24 protein-coding genes are annotated in these 23,494 nt (G+C 63.6%); 6 read left to right on the top strand and 18 right to left on the bottom strand.

The annotated features are described in order from the left end of the window. Positions 1–75: 75 nt before the first annotated feature. Positions 76–378 (top strand): hypothetical protein, encoded by a 303-nt coding sequence (locus JQ600_RS20935; protein ID WP_212490075.1) that lies wholly within the window; start codon positions 76–78, stop codon positions 376–378. Positions 379–478: 100 nt separating this feature from the next. Here JQ600_RS20935 and JQ600_RS20930 read toward each other — a convergent pair whose 3' ends face one another. From JQ600_RS20930 to JQ600_RS20915, 4 genes are all read right to left on the bottom strand, one after another. Next, positions 479–961 carry a hypothetical protein gene (locus JQ600_RS20930; RefSeq protein ID WP_212389685.1) on the bottom strand — a complete coding sequence of 161 codons (483 nt, stop codon included), beginning with the start codon at positions 959–961 and terminating at the stop codon, positions 479–481. Positions 962–1,109: 148 nt separating this feature from the next. Then, positions 1,110–2,318, bottom strand: coding sequence for a citrate transporter (locus JQ600_RS20925; RefSeq protein ID WP_312011027.1), 1,209 nt, complete (start codon positions 2,316–2,318; stop codon positions 1,110–1,112). 34 nt (positions 2,319–2,352) lie between these two features. Then, entirely contained in the window at positions 2,353–3,300 is a 948-nt protein-coding gene (locus tag JQ600_RS20920; protein ID WP_212389686.1) for an alpha/beta hydrolase, read from the bottom strand. Between the two features lie 127 nt (positions 3,301–3,427). Further along, positions 3,428–4,207: an SDR family NAD(P)-dependent oxidoreductase gene (locus JQ600_RS20915; RefSeq protein WP_212389687.1), complete on the bottom strand. Its 780-nt coding sequence runs from the start codon at positions 4,205–4,207 to the stop codon at positions 3,428–3,430. Positions 4,208–4,468: 261 nt separating this feature from the next. Here JQ600_RS20915 and JQ600_RS20910 point away from each other — a divergent pair, with 261 nt between their 5' ends. Further along, positions 4,469–5,476, top strand: coding sequence for a DUF2155 domain-containing protein (locus JQ600_RS20910; protein ID WP_212261994.1), 1,008 nt, complete (start codon positions 4,469–4,471; stop codon positions 5,474–5,476). 94 nt (positions 5,477–5,570) lie between these two features. Here JQ600_RS20910 and JQ600_RS20905 read toward each other — a convergent pair whose 3' ends face one another. Further along, positions 5,571–6,704, bottom strand: a complete 1,134-nt coding sequence (locus JQ600_RS20905; protein WP_212389688.1) for an ATP-dependent Clp protease proteolytic subunit — start codon at positions 6,702–6,704, stop codon at positions 5,571–5,573. A 118-nt stretch (positions 6,705–6,822) separates the two neighbouring features. Next, positions 6,823–7,503 carry a leucyl/phenylalanyl-tRNA--protein transferase gene (aat, locus tag JQ600_RS20900; RefSeq protein ID WP_212261988.1) on the bottom strand — a complete coding sequence of 227 codons (681 nt, stop codon included), beginning with the start codon at positions 7,501–7,503 and terminating at the stop codon, positions 6,823–6,825. A gap of 116 nt (positions 7,504–7,619) precedes the next feature. Between aat and JQ600_RS20895 the strand changes: the two genes are divergently transcribed. After that, complete coding sequence (locus JQ600_RS20895; RefSeq protein ID WP_212261985.1) at positions 7,620–8,591, top strand: tripartite tricarboxylate transporter substrate binding protein; 972 nt, start codon at positions 7,620–7,622, stop codon at positions 8,589–8,591. A gap of 56 nt (positions 8,592–8,647) precedes the next feature. Here the strand turns inward: JQ600_RS20895 and JQ600_RS20890 are convergent, their stop codons facing one another. The 12 genes from JQ600_RS20890 to JQ600_RS20835 all read right to left on the bottom strand — a co-directional run bounded on the left by JQ600_RS20890 (position 8,648) and on the right by JQ600_RS20835 (position 19,906). Further along, positions 8,648–9,739: a sensor histidine kinase gene (locus JQ600_RS20890; RefSeq protein ID WP_212261981.1), complete on the bottom strand. Its 1,092-nt coding sequence runs from the start codon at positions 9,737–9,739 to the stop codon at positions 8,648–8,650. Next, positions 9,736–10,176 carry a response regulator gene (locus tag JQ600_RS20885; protein WP_192739821.1) on the bottom strand — a complete coding sequence of 147 codons (441 nt, stop codon included), beginning with the start codon at positions 10,174–10,176 and terminating at the stop codon, positions 9,736–9,738. Before JQ600_RS20885 ends, JQ600_RS20890 begins: the two co-directional genes overlap by 4 nt. Then, complete coding sequence (locus tag JQ600_RS20880; RefSeq protein ID WP_212389690.1) at positions 10,173–11,705, bottom strand: CHASE3 domain-containing protein; 1,533 nt, start codon at positions 11,703–11,705, stop codon at positions 10,173–10,175. Before JQ600_RS20880 ends, JQ600_RS20885 begins: the two co-directional genes overlap by 4 nt. A gap of 119 nt (positions 11,706–11,824) precedes the next feature. Further along, the gene (gene accC, locus JQ600_RS20875; RefSeq protein WP_212389691.1) at positions 11,825–13,186 is read right to left on the bottom strand and encodes an acetyl-CoA carboxylase biotin carboxylase subunit; all 1,362 of its coding nucleotides are present in this window, start codon (positions 13,184–13,186) and stop codon (positions 11,825–11,827) included. 24 nt (positions 13,187–13,210) lie between these two features. Then, positions 13,211–13,702 (bottom strand): acetyl-CoA carboxylase biotin carboxyl carrier protein, encoded by a 492-nt coding sequence (gene accB, locus JQ600_RS20870; RefSeq protein WP_212031368.1) that lies wholly within the window; start codon positions 13,700–13,702, stop codon positions 13,211–13,213. Between the two features lie 80 nt (positions 13,703–13,782). Continuing rightward, positions 13,783–14,265, bottom strand: coding sequence for a type II 3-dehydroquinate dehydratase (gene aroQ, locus JQ600_RS20865; RefSeq protein ID WP_212389692.1), 483 nt, complete (start codon positions 14,263–14,265; stop codon positions 13,783–13,785). A gap of 266 nt (positions 14,266–14,531) precedes the next feature. Further along, the gene (locus tag JQ600_RS20860; protein WP_212490074.1) at positions 14,532–15,242 is read right to left on the bottom strand and encodes a hypothetical protein; all 711 of its coding nucleotides are present in this window, start codon (positions 15,240–15,242) and stop codon (positions 14,532–14,534) included. A gap of 30 nt (positions 15,243–15,272) precedes the next feature. Next, entirely contained in the window at positions 15,273–15,470 is a 198-nt protein-coding gene (locus JQ600_RS20855; protein ID WP_212389694.1) for a hypothetical protein, read from the bottom strand. Between the two features lie 174 nt (positions 15,471–15,644). Further along, positions 15,645–16,352 (bottom strand): DUF1236 domain-containing protein, encoded by a 708-nt coding sequence (locus JQ600_RS20850; RefSeq protein ID WP_212261956.1) that lies wholly within the window; start codon positions 16,350–16,352, stop codon positions 15,645–15,647. 203 nt (positions 16,353–16,555) lie between these two features. After that, positions 16,556–17,488, bottom strand: coding sequence for a hypothetical protein (locus JQ600_RS20845; RefSeq protein WP_212389695.1), 933 nt, complete (start codon positions 17,486–17,488; stop codon positions 16,556–16,558). Between the two features lie 135 nt (positions 17,489–17,623). Then, a complete protein-coding gene (locus JQ600_RS20840) occupies positions 17,624–18,391 on the bottom strand; it encodes a DsbA family protein (protein WP_212261949.1) in 768 nt (255 codons plus the stop codon). 114 nt (positions 18,392–18,505) lie between these two features. Beyond that, on the bottom strand, positions 18,506–19,906 hold the full coding sequence (locus JQ600_RS20835) for a M48 family metalloprotease (protein WP_212389696.1): 1,401 nt from the start codon (positions 19,904–19,906) through the stop codon (positions 18,506–18,508). Positions 19,907–20,143: 237 nt separating this feature from the next. On the opposite strand from JQ600_RS20835, the gene JQ600_RS20830 reads away from it, so the two are divergent. The 3 genes from JQ600_RS20830 to JQ600_RS20820 all read left to right on the top strand — a co-directional run bounded on the left by JQ600_RS20830 (position 20,144) and on the right by JQ600_RS20820 (position 23,437). Beyond that, positions 20,144–21,331, top strand: a complete 1,188-nt coding sequence (locus tag JQ600_RS20830; RefSeq protein WP_212389697.1) for a pyridoxal phosphate-dependent aminotransferase — start codon at positions 20,144–20,146, stop codon at positions 21,329–21,331. 142 nt (positions 21,332–21,473) lie between these two features. Next, positions 21,474–21,992: a biotin transporter BioY gene (locus JQ600_RS20825; protein ID WP_212389761.1), complete on the top strand. Its 519-nt coding sequence runs from the start codon at positions 21,474–21,476 to the stop codon at positions 21,990–21,992. Between the two features lie 116 nt (positions 21,993–22,108). Then, positions 22,109–23,437, top strand: coding sequence for a dicarboxylate/amino acid:cation symporter (locus JQ600_RS20820; protein ID WP_212389698.1), 1,329 nt, complete (start codon positions 22,109–22,111; stop codon positions 23,435–23,437). The last annotated feature ends 57 nt before the right edge of the window (positions 23,438–23,494 follow it).

The following is a 23,494-nucleotide window of genomic DNA, read 5'->3' as shown; positions in this document are numbered from 1 at the left end:
CGCCCTGCACCTCGTGCCGTCGAAAGGGTATGCGGGCCATGACGGTTTCGCAAAAACCGGACAATGGAGATTCAGATGTCGGTGAAATCGAGACTCTTCGCGGCCGCTTCCGTTGCGTTCCTGGCAATGGGTGCGATGGGAACGACCAGCGCCAACGCGTTCATTTTCCTGGATACGCATTGCGCGCCGGGGCAGTGGGGTTGTGGAGTCACCTACACTCCCCAGGAGCAGAATCGTGCGCGACCGACTGCCGGTCGCCGTGACAGCAGCCCGGCCTACATGAAATACAACGATCCCCGCTACAACGACGCCATGTTGAATGCTGGTGGCGGTGGCGGTGGCGGTGGCGGTGGCGGTGGTGGCGGCGGTGGTCGCTAAGTCAAACTGACCTTTGCAGATTGGATTTGGCTCCGTCGGGGTGACCCGGCGGCGCCTGCCACGTCAGCGGCGTCACACGGCGCGAGCGGAATAGACGCCCCTATCTGCGGAAATCCAGGCGTCCCTCCGGAAAGCGGCCGTCGATCCGCCTGTCGTCCACGATTCTGCCGATCCAGGGACGAGTGATCGTCGGGCTGGTGAGGTTGATGTACTTTCCGACCAGCCGCTGCGGGCCTTGGCGCTTGGCATCGATCAATCCTTTGCGTGCGCCGGAATCCCAGTCGAAATAGAGATAGACGCGATCTGCTACCATTCTCGCTTCGCCTTGCCCCTGTTTCCATTTGTTGGCGGAATCGCAGGCGATGGTGGGATCGGCGCCGCCGTTCCAGCGGCTCGACCAACGGCCTTCGATTGTGCCGGACCGGCTGGTGCCGTCAGCCGTGCCCCAGCTCGCCGCGTTCACATCATCCGCGGATCCTTCCAGTGTCGCGCTGCCGGCGAACTGCGCCACGTCAGCGTCGTTGGGATCGGGGACGTCCATGACGCCGAATGGATTTCGCTTCGCCTGGTTTTCCGAATTCATTGGATACTCCATTGCAACAGCGAGGCCTTCACCGACAGGCGCGGGTTCGCGGTTGCAGTGTTGTCTCGCAGATTGAAGACTCCGCCGACACCCGATTCCCGAGGGATAGCGCGCGATGCGGCGTGGCAGCCGGTTCTTGCGCTCTCCGCTAATGCGGCGCGTCGGGATGCCAGCCGAGCACGGCAAGCATGACGAAAAATCCAACGACATAGGCGACCGCGATCGGCCAGCCCTGGGTGATCCATCGCCCGACAGATTTTGCCTCCGGGTACATGTTCGCCAGGGCGACGCCTGCGGACGAGCCGAACCACATCATCGATCCTCCGAAGCCGACGGCGTAGGCGAGATAGCCCCAATCATAACCGCCCTGTTTCAGCGCGAGCGCGGTCAGCGGAATATTGTCGAACACCGCGGAGACGAAGCCGAGTCCGAGCGTCGTCGGCCACGAGGCGGCGGGGAGTTTCTCGACCGGCATCATCGATGCCGCCGTCACCAGCGCCAGCAGGAAGATGGTGCCCTTGAAGGTTTCGGGCATCACCGACCAGTCCGGCTTGCGCAACGCCGCGGTTGAAAGGATCACCACCCAGACCGCGATGCCGAGCACCGGAAGGATGTCGAGCAGAGCCGGGAATTTCAGATTGGCGGTGATGTTGGCGGCCAGCGCCGCAATGAGAATGGCGGCGACGATCAGCACCCTGATCGTGTCGACCTTCAGGCCGCTCGGCGGATTCTTGACGATCGGCGAATAGCGCTGCTGCTGCAGCGACGCGGGCACGGCGAAGATCAGCATCGCGGCGATGGCGGCAATATAGGCCTCGACGACGGCGAGGGGGCTGACCCCGGCAATCCACATCATCGTCGTGGTGGTGTCGCCGACGACGCTGCCGGCGCCTCCCGCATTCGAGGCCGCGACGATGGCCGCGAGATAGCCGATATGGACCTTGCCCTGGAAAACACTGCGCGCCACGGTGCCGCCGATCAATGCGGCAGCGATATTGTCGAGGAAGCTGGACAGCACGAACACCAGCACCAGGAGGATGACGCCGCCCTTCCAGTCGTCCGGCAGCAGCGCCGGCATCTCCTGGGGAATCCGGCTCTCCTCGAAATGCCGCGACAGCAGCGCAAATCCCATCAGCAGCAGGAACAGATTGGCCAGCGTCACCCATTCATGCGCCATGTGGTGGCCGAGGCCACCAAGGCCGGCGCCGTATTTGAAGCCGGTGAAGGTCAGCTTGTAGAGGATGATGGCCGCAAGCCCCGTCAACGCGACGGGCAGGGTGTGGCGATGAAACAGCGCGACGCCGAGCAGCGTGAGCGCGAACAGGATGAAGTCGACGGGTATTCCGAACAGGAGCATGGTTGCCGTCAATTCCTTCGCGCGGGCGAATTTGTCAATTCAGCGCTTTCAGCCAGAGCGCGATATCGGTTGCCGCGACGTTGGCCTGCTGCAGCAGCTTGCCCATGGTGAAGAAGCCGTGGAACTGGCCGGGAAAGTGCTTGTAGGTCACGGGCACACCCGCTTCCTTCAACCGTGCGGCGTATTCGTCGCCTTCGTCGCGCAGCGGATCGCCGCCGGCGGTCAGCAGATAGGCCGGCGGCAATCCGGCCAGCGTTTTCGCGCGCGCCGGTGAAGCCTGCCAATTGTCAATGTCGGCGGGGCCGCTGAGGTAGTGGTTGCAGAACCATTTGATGACGGAATGCGTCAGCAGAATGCTGGTCTCGGGCTCGCTGTGCGAGGGATGCTTCATCGCAAAATCCGTCGCGGGATAGATCAGCACCTGGCCGGCGAGCTTTGGCCCATCGCCGTCACGCGCCGCGAGCGCAACGACGGCTGCGAGATTGCCGCCGGCCGAGTCGCCGCCGACCGTGACGCGCGCCGCGTCGATGCCGAGGTCTTTCGCATTGGCCGCGACCCATTTCACAGCCGTGACGGCGTCGTCGACGGCGGCGGGGAATTTGTGTTCGGGGGCGAGGCGGTAGTCGATCGAAATCACGATCAACTCGCCTTCATGCGCGAGCTTGCGGCAGACCACGTCGTGGGAATCGAGATCGCCGATCACCCAGCCGCCGCCGTGATAAAACACCAGGCAGGGCGCAGGGCCGCCGGTCTTTCGCAGCGTCTTCGGCGTGTAGATGCGGGCCGGGATCGCGCCATGCGGGGCGGGGATTGAGAGCGGTTTTGCGGATTCCAGTTCCGGCGGTTCTGGATTGGAGACGGGCCGACCGGCCAGATACATCGCACGGGCCTGGGTCGGTGTTCCCGACTCATAGGGCGGGCGTCCGGCTTCCTGGAAGGCCCTGTAGACGGCGGCGGCATCGGGATCGAGAACGACGGGCATGAGAGCGGAAACCTCTGGTGTTTTGTGTTTTCATTCCGGGGCGATGCGAAGCATCGAACCCGGAATCTCGAGATTCTCAGATGTGCAATTGCACATCATAGTTCACTCGCTTCGCGAATGACGAATGCTAGGCGGCGGTGCGGCCGCCGTCGACGGTGTAGGAAGAGCCGGTGACGTAGCTGGCTTCATCCGACGCCAGGAACGCCACGACGGAGGCGACTTCGGAAGCATGTCCGAGCCGCCGCGCCGGAATCCGGTCGACCATCTTTTCGATCGGCATCGGGGCATTGCCGCCGTTGCGCCCCTGATAGATCGTCGACAGCATCCGGCTGTCGATCAGGCCCGGGCAGACGCAATTGACGCGGACGCCGGTGCCCGTGCATTCCCAGGCCGCGGTCTTGGTGAGCCCGATCACCGCATGCTTGCTGGCGCTGTAGACGGCGATGTAGGGCGATCCCATCAGGCCGGCGATCGAGGCGGTGTTGATGATGCTGCCCTTGTTCTGTTTGAGCATCACCGGCAGCACATGCTTCATGCCGAGGAAAACGCCGACCACGTTGACGTCGAGCACTTTTCGAAAACTCTCCAGCGAATATTGCGGGATCGGCTTGATGTCGCCCTCGATGCCGGCGTTGTTGTAGAAGGCGTCGATGGTGCCGAATTTGTCGACGCTGGCGCGGACATAGTCGGCGACCTCGTCCTCCTGGGTGACGTCGGCGGCGATCGCGAGCGCCTCGGCGGAGGCCGGCAGGTCCTTGATGGCCGCCTTGAGGTCGGCCTCCTTGCGGTCGACGGCGACAATGCGCGCCCCGCGCTCGGCCAATAGCTTGATGGTGGCGGTTCCGATGACCCCGGCCGCACCGGTGACGACGGCGACCCGGCCGTCCAGGCGAATTCGATCGGTCATGTCTGGGATTTCCTCTGGCTCGTCCGGTTGTCCCGGATTTTCATGGTTTTCGCGACGGCAACCCGCGCGAAAGCTGATCGAAACCGACTATTTCATTTGTGGCAGGGGCTGACCAGTGGCCCCGGAGCGGGCGAAGCCCGTCCCCGGGACGGGGGTAACCGCCCTTTCCCCGCCGTATTCAGCGTGTTAACCGGTAGGCACGCGAGCGGCGGATAAGATTGTACTATGTCGCGAGCCCGATTCGCCCTTTAAAGCCGCGAGATGTTTCGAACCATTGCCCTGACTGGTATTGCGGCCCTGGTGGCCGCCTCGACAATCTCGCTTGCGCCACCCGCGCGCGCGCAGATCGGCAATATTTTTTCCGATCCGCCGCTGCGGCCGCCAGGCGCGATCCCGCGTGGCAACCAGCAGCAGCAACAGCAGCAACTCGACGACGACGAGGAAGTGCCCGAATTGCCGCGCGGCCGGCTGCTGCCGACGCCAAACCGCCCCGCTCCGGGGCAGGGCGTACCTCCGCCCGGAAGCGTGCAGACCCAGCCCCTGGCGCCGCCGCCCGGCACCACCGTCGTTCCACAGAATACCCAGCCGGGGATCGCGGTAACGCCGCCGCAGCCAGGTGCGCCGGGCGCCGTGCCGCCCGCGGCCAATGCGCAGCCGGGCCTGCCACCAGGGCAGCGCCAGCCCAAGGGACCCGTCCCGCCGGCCTCCGCCAGCCTGCAGCCGGGGGATGAGGTGGTGTCCGAGCCGCCTGCATCGAAGGTTACCAACAAGAAGGCCAGCTTCTCCGGCCTCGACAAGATCACCGGCCGGATCATCAATTTCGACGAGGACATCGGCGAGACGGTGCAGTTCGGCGCGCTGCGCGTGAAGACGTCGGCCTGCTACACGCGCCCGTCCACGGAAGCCGCCAATACCGACGCCTTTGTCGAGGTCGACGAGATTACGCTGCAGGGCGAGGTGAAGCGGATCTTCTCGGGCTGGATGTACGCCGCGAGCCCGGGGCTGCACGGCGTCGAGCACCCGGTCTACGATATCTGGCTGACCGACTGCAAAGTCCCCGACCAGACCATCGTCAGCGCGCAGCCTGAACTGCCGAAGCCGGCTCCGCCGCCGCCCGCCGCCAAGCGCCCGCCGGCGCCGAAGCAGGCCGCGCCGCGTCCGCCGCCGTCGGGGCTGCCGCCGCAGCCGCAGTTCCAGCAGCAACCGCCGCCACCGCCGCCGCAGCAACAACGGCCCGGTGGGCTGTTCGGTGGATTGTTCGGGAATTAGGCGGCGTCCTCGGCGCATCGGTTCTCGTCGATGCCAGCAGACATACGCCAAGGCGAATCTTCTCAGCCGGGATCGGGCAGGCGCCGCAATTCGCTCATTGCAGCGCGCCCTGATAGGCCGCCTGCGTCTTCGGCAGCACGGGCACGCTACGTGAAGCGGGAGCGGATGGCGCCGGCGCCGCGGCGGCCACCGGCTTCGGCGGCTGCGGGTTGAAGATCGACGTCACCACGCGCTCGCGCAGCAATTCGCTCTGTTCGGGAAACCACATGCCCGAGGGACCTGCGCTGTTGGCGCGTTCGGCGAAGGCGGCGCTGAGGCCGAACTTCTCAAGGCGCGCCTGCTCGCGGGCAATCGAGATGCGCTGTTCGTTCGCGGTCATGCCGCGGAAGTAAGGCTGGTGGAAGCCGAGCCGTGCGTTCGCGTGCAGATAACGCTGCTTGCCGCCGAGGAACATGATGGTGCAGGCGGAAGCGCATTGATGGGTAACGTAGGTCGACAGGCCTCGCGCCTTGATCAGGTCGGAGATCTTCTGCGCCTCCGCGACGCGCCCGCCGTTCGAGTTCAGCCGCACGGTGCGCACATTGTCCATCGCCTTCAGAATGGTCTCGAACTCCTTCGCCGTGCCGAACGAGATACCTCCGGAGAAATCCAGCATGGCGCCATTGTTCAGCACCTTGAACTGGTGTGACGCGAGGCGCGCATCGCCAGCCGCGATCTCGTAGATGCCGAGGCCCTGCGGAATCGCGACGTAGTAGACACTGTAAACGAGGTGGAGAGCGCCGAGCGCCATGGTCGCCTTGGCGGCGGTGCCCCAGAAGCGCTTTCCTGCGCGTCGGTAGGCGGTCGCCGCGCGCCAGACGCCGATCGCGCCCCAGATGGTGAACAGGATGATCGCGGTCCAGGTCAGGCCGTGCGAGATCAGCCAGCGCACCGGCTGTTCGCCGACGCGTGGGTTGATCGCAGCGCCCAGAACGCTGGACGCAAGCCCGAAGCTGGTGCCCAGCACCACATAATTGATCCAGTATGAGCGCGGCAGCGAGAGTTCGCCGCGCCAGTGCCGCGCGATGACGTTCTGCGCCGGGCGCTTGGGCAGCGGCGGCGGCAACCGGGCCGGCATGATGAAGCTGAGCGGGGGCGGCGCGCTGGTAACGGCCAGTTCGGCGCCGCCGTCCGCGGCGGAGTTTTCGACGGGCTCGGCCGCCAGTGCCGCTTGCAGCGCGTTGCTCATCTGAGCGATCCCTGTCGTTGTCGGAGGCGGAGCATTCCCACCAGCCGTGCAAACAGGGATAAGAGAGGTCGCGGGGAGGGGCTGTGACTGATGTCACAATCCCAATGAGGACAGGTCTTCAGCCGCGCGCCGCGATGATCGCCAGCGCGTCGGCGCCGCCGACCGGCCCATCGGAGGGCAACTTCAAAAAGTCCGCGGGCTCGCCCGCGATCGCCCTGTCGAGCATCGCGCGGTAGCGGCGCCTGGAAATTTCGACCGCGCCAAAGCTCTTCAAATGCTCCGTGACGTATTGGGTGTCGAGCAGCTCAAACCCTCCCGCGATCAACCGCGCCACCAGATGGACCAGCGCCACCTTAGAGGCGTCTCTGACGGTGTGGAACATGCTCTCGCCGAAGAAGGCGCGGCCGAGGCTGACGCCATATAGGCCGCCGACCAGATCGTCGTTCTGCCAGACCTCGACGCTGTGGCAGTGCCCGATCTGGTGCAGTCCGACATAGAGATCGCGGATCCGCTTGTTGATCCAGGTGTCGTCGCGCCCGGCCTGCGGCGCCGCGCAGCCGGCAATGACCGCCTTGAAGGCGGTGTCGACGGTGACGGTGAAGGCGTCCGAACGCACGGTGCGCGCAAGCCGCGAGGCGATGCGAAAGCCTTCGAGCGGGATCACCCCGCGCATTTCCGGCTCGACCCAGAACAGGGTGGGGTCATCGGCGCTTTCGGCCATCGGGAATATCCCGCAGGCATAGGCGCGCAGCAGCACCTCGGGCGTGATTTCGGAAACGGCGGACTCGCGCGATGTCATGGCCGGAGAATAGCAGGGAGCCGGTAGCCTATGCTATGCCTTGAAAAAAGCGGCGGCGCGGCCTGGATACCGGGAAAAAACGAAGTACGGCCGCCGGGACGACTGGAGGAAAGAAAATGAACCGACGCCGCTTCCTGCAATACTCGATTTCAACCGCTGCCGCCGCCGCATTGCCCACCGCCTCGCGCGCGCAGCAATACCCAACGAAAATCATCCGTTTTCTTGTCGGATTCCCTCCGGGCGGCTCAGCCGATTTGACGATGCGCCAATTTGCGCATCGCCTCGATGCGGTATTGGGTGCCAAGCACCTGATCGAGAACGTTCCTGGCGCATCTTCGACACTGGCGGCCGTGCAGGCCCTGCGCGCCGAACCGGACGGACATACGCTTTTTCTCGGCGCGAACGTCTCCCAGGTGATCGCGCCGACGATGCTGAAATTATCGTATGATCCACTGACGGCGCTTGCGCCGATTTCCCAGGTTACAACGAATTCGAGTCTGGTGGCCGTATCAGCCGGGTATGGCGTGAAGAACTGGGCAGAATTCCTGGCGAAAGCAAAAGGCGAGCGTGATGGCGTGTTCTACGGTACTTCCAACGTCGGCTTCCAGATACCGGCCGTCCAGATCTCCAAAATCGCCGGGATCAAGCTTGTCAATATTCCCTTCAAGGGCGGCGCTGAGACCGTTACCGCCGTTCTGGGTGGCAACATTCCGATGATCATCGGAACGCCGCCTACGATCCTGCCGCATGTCAACTCAGGTGCACTTGTAGCGCTGTGCGCAACGAGCGCGGAGCGCTCCTCCGTCATGCCGGATATTCCGGCAGCCAACGAACTTGGCCTCAAGGGATTGGATTCGGTTGGATGGTTTGGCCTCTTCGCACCCGCGAAAACCCCTGTAGCCGTCGTGACAAAGCTGCACGCGGCGATCCAATCGGTGATAGGGGACAAGTCGCTGCAACAGGCACTCGGCAAGGAGGGTTTAGAGCTCCGGGGCTCCGCCAGTCCGGAGGGCTTTGCGAGCTTCCAGAAAAAGGAATTCGAAGAGAACGCAGCGATTATACGCGAGGCCGGACTTGCGCCGAACTAGGCGCATCCGGGACGCTAGTTTTAGCAGGTCGCGGTTCAAATTCCGCAAACGGCATATTACCCAGCCGCGGCTTCACTCGGCCGCGGCGCAGGCTTGTTGACGCGGGCAAAGCGCAGCACGATCTTTGTGCCGGCATGGTCGGGATCGCGCGCGACGTCGGCTTCGAGCTTTGATGCCATGGCCGAGACGATGCGCTGTCCCATGCCGGTAGAACGCGGGTCGGCCTTGACGTTGAGGCCGACGCCGTCGTCGGTGATCGACAGCAGGAGTTCGTCGCCGAGAGGCTTGAGTTCGACGTGGATCGGGCCGGCGCCGTCGGGGTAGGCGTATTTGACGGCGTTCATGATCAGCTCATTGACGATGATGCCGATCGCCACCGCACGATCGGGGTCGATCTCGATTGGCTCGGCCTTCAGCGTCAGCCGTGACATCCGATTGCCCTCGGCCGAGCGCCGCAGGTCTTCCAGCAGCGCCTCGAGATACTGGTTCAAGAGCACGCTCTTCAGATCGTGCGAGGTGTAGAGCCGGCGATGGACCTGGGCGACCGCGGCAACGCGCCCCATCGCATTGGTGAGCGCCGCCTTGACGTCGTCCTGAACAGCGGAATTGGCCTGCAGGTGCAACAGCGAGGCGATGATCTGCAGAGAGTTGCCGACGCGGTGATTGACTTCGCGCAGCAGCACCTCGCGCTCGGCGGCCAGCGCCGCGTAGCGGTCGCGCGAGGCGTGGACTTCGGCCTCGGCCTCATCGCGGGCTCTTTGAATCTCCGCCTGCCGCAGCGCGCCGTTAACGGCGACCTGGAGCAGGGGAATGAACTCGCCCTGCACGTCCTTGACGAGATAGTCCGCCGCGCCCGCCTTCAGCGCGGTGACGGCAATCGCCGAATCCTGCGAGGCCGTGACGAACACCACCGGCGGCGCACCGGGGATTGCCAGAATCCGCTCCAGCGTTTCGAGGCCGTCGAGACCGGGCATGTACTGGTCGAGCGCGATGGCGTCAATGCCGCCCTGCGCCAGGCGGTCGAGGCCCTGCTGGCCATCGGCGGCATGCACCACCTTGAAGCCGAGCCGCGTCAGGCCGCGATCGACCAGCCGCGCCAATGCGGCGTCATCATCGATATACAGCAGTGTCGGCGTGGCTGTTGTCATGTGGCGGCTGGCGGTACCTGGATGACGGAAAAGAACAGGCCGAGCTGGCGAATGGCGTTGGCGAAGCTTTCGTAATTCACCGGCTTGGTGATGTACACGTTGCAACCGAGGTCGTAGCAACGCTTTATTTCATGGGAATCGTCGGTCGTGGTCAGCACCACGACCGGGGTCGCCTTGAGATATTTGTTGTCCTTGACCTGCTTCAGGATATCGATGCCCGACGCGTCGGGCAGGTTGAGATCGAGCAGGATCAATAGGGCGTTGCCCTTGTGAACAAGGCCCGTTCCATCCTTGCCGAACAGGTACTTCAGCGCAGCTGTACCGCTGGTGAACGGGATGATCTCGTTGTTGACGCCGGAACGGCGGATGTTCCGCTCGATCAGGCGGGCATGGCCCTCATCGTCCTCGATCATGATGATAGTGACTGGATTACTCATGACTGTGTGTTCCGGTTACGAATGGTCCAATTGATCGGCAGTGTAATCGTGAATGTGCTGCCGTTGTGAAGTTCCGAGGCGACCGACAGGGTTCCGCCGAGCCGCCGCACCAGCGCGCGGACGTGCGCAAGACCAATGCCTTGCCCGGGTTTGTCCTGGGTTCCGGCGCGGCGGAACAGCTCGAAAATGCGCTGATGATCCTTGGGGTCAATACCGCGCCCATTGTCGGTGATCTCGAAAATGGCAAAGCCGAGCTTGGTGCGGCCGCGCACCTGGATGTCGCCGGGAACGCCGGTCTTGAGGTATTTCAGTGCATTTTCGATCAGATTGGAGAAAATCTGCTCCAGCGCCAGACGGTCGCTGACGATGTTCGGCAGCGGTTCGATCCGGATCTGCGCCTCGGCTTCAGCGGCCTGGTGCGCCACCGTTGCGACAATGCCCTCGATCAGTTCGCGGGTTTCGATCCGCACCGGTTCGAATTCGCGCCGGCCTTCGCGGGTGAGGTTGAGGATGGCCGAGATCAGCCGATCCATCTTGGCGATCGAGGATTTGATGAAGCCCAGCGCCTCGGTGAAGTCTTCCGACAATTGCTTGTCGGGTCCTTCGAGGACGGGCTCGGCGCTATCGGTGGCGTTATCAGCTGTCGCCGGCGTGGCCGATTGCACGCGCGCCAGGGTCGCAATCCGCTTGAAGATGTCGCCGCGCAGTTCCTCAAGTTCGCTGGTAAAGCCCATTATGTTCACCAGCGGCGAGCGCAGATCGTGGCTGACGATATAGGCGAAGCGCTGGATCTCGTCATTGGCCTCGCGCAGATCGGCGGTGCGCTCGTCGATCGTGGTTTCGAGGTTGATATTGTTGTCGCGCAATTGGGTTTCGGCATCGTCGCGGGCGCGCGAGGAGCGGCGCACCTGCAAGATCGCGATGCCGAGGAGCGCGATCACGAGGCCGGAGCCCGCCACCGTCACTGCCGATGCCAGTTGCTGCGTGCGGTCCGCGGTCGCGGTGCGCAGAGCGAACAGCCGGTCTTCCTCGGCGCGCATCGCGTTGCTGAGCTCGCCGATCTTCTGGACGGAGTCGCCGGCGCCGGCCTCACGCAGCATCGCGATGCCGCCGGCAAGATCGTTGCGTTTGACGAATGCGATGGCCCTGGCAAATTCGGCAAGCCGGGCTTCGACCGGCGGGCGCAGCTGCCGGGCGTTCTCGGTCTGGACCGGATTGTCCGAAGTTAGCCGGGTCAGCTTGTCGATATCGGGGAGGATGGTCGCGGTGGCGGACTCATGCTCGGTCAGGAAGCGCGGCTCTGAGGTCAGGAGATAGCCGCGCGCCGAGCTTTCGGCGCGACGGATCTGCAACAGCAAGGTCGAAAGCTGGTTCTCGACCTCGACCGTATGCACGACCTTGCCGCTGTCCTTGCGGGCCTCATGAACGAGAATGACCGATAAGGCGCTGATCGCCACCAGCACCGAAAAGCCCGCCGCAAGCAGCAGGATTTGCCCCAAAGCGCGGCGGCGCTGGGCTTTAGTGTTCACAATGATCTCGCGTTATGAACAAACGAAACAAACCGCCCCTGCCAGACAGGCCCCCAATACGGCTCAACGCCCGAGGGAACGATTGGTTCCACGGGCAGCAGGGCCGGTTCAGGGCATGGCTAGGAACTTTTGGTCTTCGCCGCCTGGCCGGCGAGGTACTGCTCGAGCCAATGGATATGGTAGTCGCCGTCGATGATGCCGGGCTCGCGGACCAGGGCGCGGAACAGCGGCAGGGTGGTCTCGATACCTTCGACCACCATCTCGTCCAGCGCGCGGCGCAGCCGCATCAGGCATTCGCCGCGGGTCTTGCCGTGAACGATCAGCTTGCCGACGAGCGAGTCGTAATAGGGCGGGATGACGTAACCCTGATAGACGGCGGAATCGATCCGGACGCCGAGGCCGCCGGGTGCATGGAATTGCGTGATCTTTCCCGGCGAGGGACGAAAGGTCTCCGGGTTTTCCGCATTGATGCGGCATTCGATGGCGTGGCCGATGATGGCGACTTCGTCCTGCGTCACCGGCAGGTCGCCGCCGGCGGCGATGCGGATCTGTTCCAGCACGAGATCGATATCGGTAATGCTCTCGGTAACGGGATGCTCGACCTGGATGCGGGTGTTCATTTCGATGAAATAGAACTCGCCGTCCTCGTACAGAAACTCGATGGTGCCGACACCGAGATATTTCATGTCCTGCATCGCCTTGGCGCAGGTGGCGCCGATCTTGGCGCGCGCGGCGGCAGAGAGAACCGGTGAGGGGCCTTCTTCCCAGACCTTCTGGTGGCGGCGCTGCAGCGAACAGTCGCGTTCGCCGAGATGGATGGCGCCGCCGCGGCCATCGCCCAGCACCTGGATTTCGATGTGGCGCGGCTTGGTCAGGTATTTCTCGAGATAGACCGAAGCGTCGCCGAACGCGGATTTGGCCTCGTTGGAGGCGGTCGAAAGCGCCATCAACAGCTCATCAGCGGTGTGCGCGACTTTCATGCCGCGTCCGCCGCCACCGGCAGCGGCCTTGACCAGCACCGGAAAGCCGATCGCCTCGCCGATCGCCATCGCGTCGTCTTCGGGGCCGACCGCGCCGTCGGAGCCGGGCACCACGGGAATGCCGAGTTTCTTGGCGGTCTTCTTGGCTTCGATCTTGTCGCCCATCAGGCGGATGTGCTCGGCCTTCGGACCGATGAAATGCAGATTGTGCTCGGCGAGAATCTCGGCGAAGCGGGCGTTCTCGGACAGGAAGCCGTAGCCGGGATGCACGGCATCGGCGCCGGTGATCTCGCAGGCCGCGAGCAGCGAGGGGATGTTGAGATAGCTGTCCTTTGACGGCGGCGGCCCGATGCAGACGCTTTCGTCGGCAAGCCGCACATGCATCGCGTCGGCGTCGGCGGTGGAATGCACGGCGACAGTGGAGATGCCGAGCTCCTTGCACGCGCGCAGCACGCGCAGCGCGATCTCACCGCGATTGGCTATCAGGATCTTGTCGAACATCGCAGCGCCTGACGTTGACGGATTCTATTCAATGATCACCAGCGGCTCGCCGAATTCGACCGGCTGGCCGTCCTCGACGAGAATCTGCGTCACGGTGCCCGCGCGCGGCGATGGAATCTGGTTCATCGTCTTCATGGCTTCGATGATCAGCAGGGTCTGTCCCACCGACACCTTGGTGCCGACCTCGATGAACGGCTTGGCGCCGGGTTCGGGCGCCGAATAGGCGGTGCCGACCATCGGCGAGGGGACGGCGCCGGGATGCTTGGCCAGATCGGCGATCGCCGCCGGGGTCACGTTCGCGGCCGATGCCGCGTGCGCCGACGGGGCCTGCTGGTAATTGCCCGGCATCGAAGCTGTGACGGTGATGTTGCGCGCCACGCGCACCCGCAGGCCGGCGCGCTCGATCTCGATTTCGGTGAGGCTGGTTTCATCCAGCAGCAACGCCAGTTCGCGGATCAGCGCACTGTCGTCGCTCTTGAAATTTGCGGCTGATTTGGTGTCAGGCTTGCTCGCCATATGCGGGGTCCGGAATTCTCTGGGTGATGACGGCTGAAGCGCCAGGCTTTGATGCGGGCTCTTGATGCAGGCTCTTGATGTCAGGCTTTTGCCTTGACGCCGATTTTGGCGGCAAGGCCGTTGATTGCGAGCCGGTAGCCGTCGATGCCGAATCCGCACAGCGATGCGAAGGCGGCTTTGGCCGTGAACGAATGGTGCCGGAAACTCTCGCGGGCGTGGATATTGCTGATGTGCACTTCAACGGTCGGGATCTTCACCCCGACCAGCGCGTCATGCAGCGCGATCGAGGTGTGGGAATAGCCGCCGGCATTGATGATGATGCCGACCATTTGCTTGGCGCGGGCCTCATGGATGAAATCGATCAGCTCGCCTTCGCGGTTGGACTGCCGGCAATCGGCCACGAGGCCGAATTGAGTGGCCGTCTCCGCGCACAATTTCTCGACATCGGCGAGGGTGGCATGGCCATAGGTCTCGGGCTCGCGCGTCCCCAACAAATTGAGGTTCGGGCCGTTGAGCACAAGGATTGTCGGGGTTGAGGCTTTTTCAGCTAAGGCCTGGGCCATCCGGATTCCAGCAAAAGGGGGCAGGTAGGTCGCGGGGTTATAGGTAACAACGCGGCCAAGGGGAAGCCTGATGGGGGTTTTGAACACCCCTCAAATGCCTCATCCGGTTCGTAAAAAGGCCTATGGAACCTACGGAAATTGCTCGTTAACCAAGGTTAAAGAGCGGTCGGCCCGGTCTCCGCCCAGCCGTCGGTCCCATTACCAGCGATTCTGCAACCGCAGGCTTTCGGCGAGGTCGCCGCGGAAATTGTGCTGGCCGAGATGCATCAGCTTGCACTGCAGGTCGATCCAGACCTTGCCGCCGATGTCGATCCAGCGCCGGCAGAACGCGTAATCCTCCGACAAATAGCGGCCGGAATCCGGATCATGCAGTCGAAGAACAGCCAGTGCAGATGTGCCTCCGGATGGCCCGGCGGCCCGTCCGGCGTGTATTTCAGCTCGGGATACTTTTCCATCATGCGCGTGAAGACTTCGCGCTTGATGCACATGAAGCCGGTCGGCGCCTCCGCGACCTCGACGAAGCCGTCGGCGTCGGCATAGCTTGAGACGCGCTCGGTGCCATGGCCGACCGGATTGAACGGATACTCGGTATAGCGGTCCTCGAATTGCGCCCGCGTGGTGCCATGCGGCAGGCCGGCGGCGGGCCAGTTGAAATTCTTCATCGGATAGACGCCGGCGGCGACGTCGCGGTCGATCAAAAGCAGGCGGCAGACTGACTGCGGCGAGAAGGTGATGTCGGAGTCGATCCAGAACAGATGGGTCAGCGTCTCGTCGGACAGGAACTTGCGCACCATGTTGTTGCGCGAGCGGGTGATCAGGCTTTCCGAATGCATGTGCAGGATGCATTCAAGTCCGAACCGGTTGCAGTGATGGGTCAGCTCGAAGATGCTGGTGACGTAATGCATGCTGACCGCAGAGATGTAGCAGGGCGTTGCGAACATCACCTTCATCGATTTCAGGGCTTCGTCGGGTAGCATGGTCGGTCGCTCGCTGGCTCGTGGGTCGGTCTACTTGGGCTGGCCTTCGGCCGGCTTGTTCTCCGGCGGCGTGAGCCTGACCGCGGGTGCGGGCTTTGCCGCCGCTGGCGGCTTGGCGGCATTGGCGTTGGAGCCATTGGGAGCTTGCTGCTTTTGCGCCGATGGTTGAGGCGAGGGTGGTGCGGGCGGTGTCGGTGCGGCGGACCAGGAATTTTTTTCTTCTTCCACACGCCGCCCGCGAGCTGCGCGCCGGGGCCATCCTTACTTTGCAAGGGGTTGTTTTCGCGATTTTGTGTCGTGACCGTGCGGCCGCCGATAGCGCGCATGCTCTACACGGGAAAAAAACGGGGCGGGCATTGCTGCCCGCCCCGAAGTCGGGGGATCGTTGGCTATCGTCAGCCGTTAGCCTTCGATGATGTAGACGATCTCATGCGTTGTCGGGCGCACGATGACGTAGCGGCCGCCAACCAGGATCACCTGATAGCCGCGCCACTCCGGATAGATCTCGACGATCCGGGGCGGAAGCGGGTGGAAGCGGACGGTCGAAGGCACAGTGGCGCCAACCGAGATGTTGAAGTTGACGTTGGTGGTCTCCTGGATCTTCTCCGTCTTGATGGCGGAGACGATCTGCGTACGCTTCTCGGCTGGCGGAGCCGCGGTCGCCGAGGTGGCGGCGTTGCCCGTGGTCTGCGCCTTGGTGTCGGCCGCGCCCTTGGTCTGGGCGGTGCCGGTCTTGCTGTCGGCAGCGCCCTTGCTGTCGGTTGCGCTCTTATCCATGCCGGTCTTGCTGTCGCGGCCCTCGGCCTTCATGTCCTTACCGCCCTTGGTTTCGGTCTCGGAGCTCATGCTCTTCGACTTCTCACCCGCCGGCGACTTGGTGTCCTGCGCGCTCTTGCTGGACGGCATCTTCTCGTTGGATTCCGCGCCCTTTGCGCCCTTCATGTCGGAAGCGCCGCCGGGATCACGCTGCATCGATCCAGCCCCGCCGGGAGACGGCGCGGTCTGCTGGGTCGCGGCGCCACCCTGGTTGCCCGTGCCTTGCGCATTCGCAAACCCGGTGCCGGCGATCAGCGCCGCTGCTGCTACGGAAATCATAAAGCGATTGGTCATACGTTTCTCCTCACGTGGATGCATTGCCCGCACCGACAACGAAGGGAGATGTGCGATGTTCCTGTCTATTCGCGGTTCCATCAGGTTTGTTTGATGAACGCGCGGTGAATTTGAAACCCAACTTGGCAAGCCGCGTTTTCTTGCCCCGTACCGGTTGCCCACCCCGCATCAAGTGCGGGGCAGGCTTTTGCTCGAAAACGCCGTTAACCGCAGGCCCAGTCGAACTCCATCGTTTCGAGATCGAGCTGCGCGTTGCCGCCGCCGAAATTGAAGCCACCAAAGTGCTCTTCGATCTCGAGATAGGTCGCGCTGTATTTCGGCGTCCATTGGCAGGGAAACATCGTGCCGCCGAGATGATTGCGCCCCGACAGCCGCTCCAGTTCGAACCGCTCGCCGCCCTTGCTGTAGGGCGCGATGTAATTGCCGAGTTCATCCTTGTGCAACAGCTTGTCGCGCGGCGCACGGCCGACATTGGGATCGCCGTCGCGCACAGCGAGCGCAATGCCGTAGGCGTGGTGGCCGATCTCGGGCACGCGCCCGAACAGCCGGTACCAGTACTTGTTGACGATTTCGTCGACGTTGTCATAGCGGCCGATCTGAAGATCGAACACCGCGCGCGCCGAACCGCTCTCAAACCAGGGCGGCGGCGGATTCGCGTGCAGCAGCGCGTTGCCGGCGAGGCGAGGGGGCTGACACAGCGGTCCTGCGAACTCGGCTTCCGTCAGCCAGATCGCTGCGAAATTGTGGTCGATCTCGTCCTTCATCCGGAATTCCATCCGGTGCCGGTTCTGCTTGTAGAGCCAGTACGGCAACAGATCGGGATCGGCCGGACGGTCCGATGCCTCTGAGGCGAGATATTCGGCCACGGCTTCGACTTCGCGCGGCTCGTCATGCTGTTGATCGGCAAACATCGTGAGCGCGACATAGTCCGCGCCCTTGGTGCGATATTGTTCGGGCAGTTTCAGCGTGAAGCCCGGCTGCATCGGAAAGCCGTCCCATGGGCTGAGCGGCCATTGGCTCTCGGTGATTCCGGGCGGCAGCCCGTAGCACCAGCCGTGATCAGTAGCGGTGCCGCGGGCGGGCGCGGTCTTGAGCAGTTCGAGGTCGTAAGCGGTGGTTGGCGGCGCCAGGCTCATGCGGGGGTCCTGTTGGTTGGAGCCCTCTTAGTGGCTGGCGGCGTCGCCGCGGTTCAGTCGCAGCAAGCGTGCGGGCAAAAAAAATCCGGCTGCGATGCAGCCGGATTTTGTCCGTCGAATGATCCGCGTCTGGCTTCAGCAAGTCGCCTTGCCGCAGCGGGCGATGCCGATCTTTTCCTTGAGGGTCTCGACGCCGACCGCGCCGATCACGACCTGCTTGCCGATCACATAGCTCGGGGTGCCGTTCATGCCCATGGCTTCGGCGAGCTTCATGTTCTCCTCGAGCGTTGCGCGGATTTCGGGGCTCGCCAGATCCTTTTCGAGTCTGGCCATGTCGAGGCCGGCTTCCTTGGCGACCGCCATGGCACGAGCCTTGTCGGCGGCCCCGCGGCCGGTGAGCAGCTTCTGGTGGAAGTCGAGATATTTCTTTCCGGTCGGATCCTGCATCCGCACCGCGACGCCGACCTGGGCGGCTTCGACTGAACCTGTGCTCAGCACCGGGAATTCCTTGAGCACGACCTTCAGCTTGGGATCGCCCTTCATCAATTCCATCATGTCGAGCATCGCGCGCTTGCAGTAGCCGCAATTGTAATCGAAGAACTCGACGAAGGTGACGTCGCCGTCCTTGTTGCCGAGCGTCACGTTGCGCGGCGAGTTGAAGATCGCATTGGCATTCTTGGCGATGCCGGCCTGATGCTTCTCGGCTTCGGCGGCGGACTGGCGCCTGGTCAGTTCGGCCATCGCCTCTTCCAGCACCTCGGGATGGGCGATCAGGTACTCCCGGACGATGGTCTCGATGTCTTTGCGCTGGACATCGGAGAAGCTCTGCGCGGAAGCCGGCAGCGACGCGCCGCACAGGGCGATCGCAAGCAGGGCGGAAGCAAGGTAACGGAGCAAAGGCATCGGTAAATCCTTGGGTGGCGAGTTCCGGGCCGTTCGCTTGAAGGCCGGCTCTTGGAATACGCTGGGTGTTCAGGTTCGGTTGTAGTGCAACTCAGTTTATTTCCGGTAGCGGCGCTAGTTGCTTCTTTGGCCGGGAAGCGGTTTGGCGCTCACAATATCGTCAGCTTTGACCCATCCCGGGGTCCCGATCGCGAACCGCGTCTTGGCCCGCGAGGCGAGGTCGCGCGCGGTCTTGTTGTCGCCGCGCAGGTACGCGGCTTGGGCCGATGCCAGATCGGCCTGCGCGTAGTCGCCCTTGCGGCCATAGGCCATCGCGAGCTGCATGTAGCCGATCGGGGCTTCGGTCTCGCGCGCCAGTGCCGAGCGCAGGATCGCGATCGCCTCTTCGGTGTAGGCCTTGTTGTCGGACGCCACCAGCGCCTGCCCAAGTAACATCTCGATGAGCGGGGCGTTGTTGGAAAGCTGTGCGGCCTTGCGCAGCGGCGCGATGGCCTCGGCCGGCTTGCCGCCTTCCAGCAAAGCCTGGCCGCGGAGTTCGTAGAAATAGGCATTGGCCGGTTGCAACTGGATCAGGCCGTCGATCTGGGCCAGCGCGCTGCGCAGGTCGCCATGCAGATAGGTGGTGATGGCGCGCGCATAACGCGCAGGCACGCTGGTGTTGGACAGCGGATAGCGCCGGAACACGGTGTCCTGCCGCTCCATGAAGCCGGAGATCTTGGCGCGCACCATGTCGTGGCGCATTTGCAGGGCCGGGTCGTCCTTCTTGTCCCAATAGGGGCTGGAACGCGCGAGCTCCTCCAGGGCGCGGACGCGCTCGGCCGGCATCGGGTGCGACTGCACGTAGGGGTCTGCGCCACGCGCCGCGAACAGGCTCTCGTCGGAGAAGCGCTTGAAGGTCTCGTACATGCCGCGGGCCGACTGGCCGGTGGCATTGAGGAATTTCACCCCGGCCTTGTCGGCATTTTCCTCCTGCTGCCGCACATAGGAAAGCAGGGTGCGCTTGATCACCTCGGCGGGTGCCGACATCGCGGCGGCGCCGGCATTGGCCAGGCCGTTATTGCCGCCACCGCGCGTGCCCGCCACCATGGCGCCGGCGCCGAGCAGCATCGCGATGATCATCTGGGTCTGCGCTTCCGCCAGCCGCTCGCGAAGTTTTGCGAGGTGACCGCCGGCCAGATGGCCGGTCTCGTGCGCGAGCACGCCGATGATCTGGTTCGGCGTCTCCGATTGCATCATCGCGCCATAGTTGACGAAGATGCGGCGGCCGTCGGCGACGAAAGCGTTGAAGACGCCTTCGTTGATGATCACCATCTGGATGTTCTGCTTCTCCATGCCGGCGGCGCGCAGGATCGGCCTTGTGTAGTCGCGCAGCAATTGCTCCGACTCGGTATCGCGCAGCACCGGGGGGCCCTTATTCTGGGCCGCCGCGAGCGTCGGCGTCATGACAAGCGCGGCCGCCGTGGCGAGGGCGGTCAGTTTCAACGTCGTTTTGCGGTGCGCGAGGCGGAACAGCATGAAGCAATCTATTGGGCGTTGGCGGCGGAACTGGCGGTCAATCGGCGGTCGGGCCGGGCAGCCCTGATTAAATCAGAACCGAACGCCAGTCTCTTGTTTTGACGCTTTTTTCTTCCCGCGGACCGGTATCCACTTGGCTTGAAAGCGCTATAAGGAGCCACCGAATACGGCCAGTCTGGGGCGTTAACGGGTGCCGGAACTCGAAATCGGCGCGAGCCGATCAAATTGCAGATAGTGATGCTCGAATCGACTCTTAGAGACGCTGCGAAAACCCTGCTAACGGCTTCCAGCCGGAGCGATGTTCCACCTTTCATGGTGATGGACGTGATGGCGGCGGCGGCCCGCATCGAGGCGGCCGGCGGCCACGTCATTCACATGGAGGTCGGCCAGCCGGCTGCGTCAGCTCCAAAGACCGCGCTGGCGGCGGCGCGTCTCGCGCTCGACGACGGCCGGATCGATTATACCTCCGCGCTCGGCATTCCGTCTCTGCGCGCGCGCATCGCCCGGCACTACCGCGATACTTACGGCTGCAGCGTTGATCCCGAGCGGATCGTGGTCACCACGGGCTCGTCGGGCGGTTTCATCCTGGCCTTCCTTGCGATGTTCGAACCGGGCGACCGCGTGGCGGTGACCGTGCCCGGTTATCCGCCGTATCGGCACATCCTCACCGCGCTCGGCTGCGAGCCGGTGCTGATCGAGACCACGAGCGAGACGCGCCACGCGCTGACCGGCGAAGCGTTGCTGGCGGCGCATCGCAAGACGCCGCTCAAGGGCGTGCTGGTCGGCAGTCCCGCCAATCCGACGGGAACCATGATGTCCCGCGAAGCGCTCACGAGCCTGATGGCGGCGGCCGACAGCGCCGGCATTCGCTTCATCTCGGACGAGATCTATCACGGCCTCGATTACGCATTTCCGGCGGTGTCCGCCGCCGAGTTGTCGCCACAGGCCTTGGTGATCAATTCGTTCTCGAAATATTTCTGCATGACCGGCTGGCGTGTCGGCTGGATGGTGGTGCCGGAGCCGCTGGTGCGGCCGATCGAGCGGTTGCAGCAGAACCTGTCGATCTCGGTGCCGACGCTGTCGCAGATCGCAGCCGAGGCCGCGTTCGAGGGGGCCGCGGAAATGGAAGCGATCAAGCGCGGCTATCAGGAGAACCGTCGCATCCTGATCGATGGATTGCCGAAGGCCGGCCTGACCAATTTCCTGCCGGCCGACGGCGCGTTCTATCTCTATGCCGACGTCTCGCAATTCACGTCCGACAGCTTTGAATTCGCCGGCCGGATGCTGGAGAAGGCGCACGTCGCGGCTACGCCGGGCGTCGATTTCGACCCGATCCACGGACGCGCCTTTGTGCGCTTCTCCTATGCACGCTCTTCCGACGAGATGCGCGAAGCCGTGGGCCGCATCGCGAAGTGGCTCGGGTAGAGCGCATCAGCCACCATCACTCATCCATATCTGCCATCTAAATCGGGGAACCATCTTGTCCGACACATCTCAGCCTGCCGTTGCACCGCATTTTCCGCTCGCCGCCGTTCTGTGGCCGCATCCCGTAAATCGATCCGGACTGATGCGCGGCGTGATCCTGATTGCATTGGGAACCGCGCTGCTGACCCTGTCGGCGAAGGTCAATCTGCCTTTGCCCTACGTGCCGATGACGCTGCAGACGCTGGTCGTATTGATGATCGGGGCGGCCTATGGCTGGCGCCTCGGCAGCGCAACGGTTGTGGCCTATCTCGCCGAAGGTGCGATCGGATTTCCGGTGTTTGCAGGCCCCGTCGGCGGTCTTGCGCCGTTGCTCGGTCCCACGGCCGGATATCTTTACGGCTTCGTGGCGGCGGCCTTCGTCACGGGATGGCTGAGCGAGCGTGGCTGGGATCGGTCAGTACCCCTGCTTTTCGTCGCCATGGGACTCGGCCACGTCATCATTCTTGCCGCCGGGTTTGTCTGGCTGGCATTTGGCATCAAGCTCGGCGTAGAAAAGGCATGGCTGGTCGGCATAGCGCCGTTCATCGCGGCGTCGCTGATCAAGAACGCGCTCGGCGCTACGCTCGTACCTTTGTTCCGCCGCCCATTCGACCGCCGCTGACCGATCCCGTTCGGACACCGGCGCAACGCCACCGATTTCCGCTGGCCGAAATAATTTGGCTGTGCTAGCGGGCGGGGGTGTGGCAGAACGCCGCAGGTCGAACGGGAGTAGACGTCATGGCGGCAACGATTGCGGCTGAAGCGCCGGTGAGCGCAGGCAGGCCCTGGTACAAGATTCTCTACGTCCAGGTGCTGATCGCCATCGTGCTCGGCGCGCTGACCGGCTGGCTGTGGCCGGCGCTCGCGACCAACGACTGGATCAAGGCGCTCGGTGACGGCTTCATCAAGCTGATCAAGATGGTGATCGCGCCGATCATCTTCTGCACCGTGGTGTCGGGCATCGCCCATATCCAGGACGCCAAGAAGGTCGGCCGCATCGGCATCAAGGCGCTGGTCTATTTCGAAATCGTCTCGACCTTTGCGCTGATGATCGGGCTGCTCATCGGCAATGTGGTCAAGCCGGGCCATGGCTTTGGCGGCGCGATGGCTGACGCGGCCAAGGTCGCCGGCTTTGCCAAGCAGGCCGAGGCCCAGAAGTCGGTCGATTTCTTCCTGCACATCATTCCCGACACCGTCGTCGGCGCCTTCGCGCAGGGCGAAATCCTGCAGGTGCTGCTGTTTTCGATCCTGTTCGGCTTTTCAGTCATGGCGCTCGGCAAGCGTGGCCATAGCCTGCGTTCCTTCATCGACGACGCAGCGCATGCGGTGTTCGGCGTGATCGCGATCGTGATGAGGGCCGCGCCGATTGGCGCGTTCGGCGCCATGGCCTATACCATCGGCAAGTTCGGCACCGGCGCCATCGTGAACCTGGTCGGGCTGATCGCGACCTTCTATGTCACCGCGGCGCTGTTCGTCTTTATCGTGCTCGGCACCATCGCCCGCACGGTCGGTTTCTCGATCTTCAAGTTCCTGTCCTACATCAAGGATGAGCTGCTGATCGTGCTCGGCACCTCGTCGTCCGAGAGCGCGCTGCCTTCGCTGATGGAAAAGCTGGAGCGGCTCGGCTGTTCGAAATCGGTCGTCGGCCTGGTGGTGCCGACCGGTTATTCGTTCAACCTCGACGGCACCAACATCTACATGACGCTGGCGACGCTGTTCATTGCGCAGGCGCTCGGTTTCGATCTCACGATGGGCCAGCAGATCACCATCCTGTTGGTGGCGATGCTGACCTCGAAGGGCGCCTCGGGCATAACAGGTGCGGGCTTCATCACGCTGGCGGCGACGCTCGCGGTGGTCGATCCGCGGCTGGTGCCCGGCATGGCCATCGTGCTTGGCATCGACAAGTTCATGAGCGAGTGCCGCGCGCTGACCAACCTCTGCGGCAATGGCGTCGCCTGCATAGTGGTGTCGTGGTGGGAGGGCGAACTCGACCAAGAGAAGCTGCACGCCAATCTCGACAGGCAGATCGATCCGGCGGACATGGCGACGGCGCTGACGACCGATTGACGGTCGGCGTCTTCGGGACCGTCCTGATGCAATAAAAAACCGCCCGGTTTTGCCGGG

It is taken from the genome of Bradyrhizobium sp. AUGA SZCCT0176, assembly GCF_018130145.1.
Taxonomy (GTDB): Bacteria; Pseudomonadota; Alphaproteobacteria; order Rhizobiales; family Xanthobacteraceae; genus Bradyrhizobium.
Note: the sequence above shows the minus strand (reverse complement) of the source record. Positions and strands in the feature narration are given on the sequence as shown.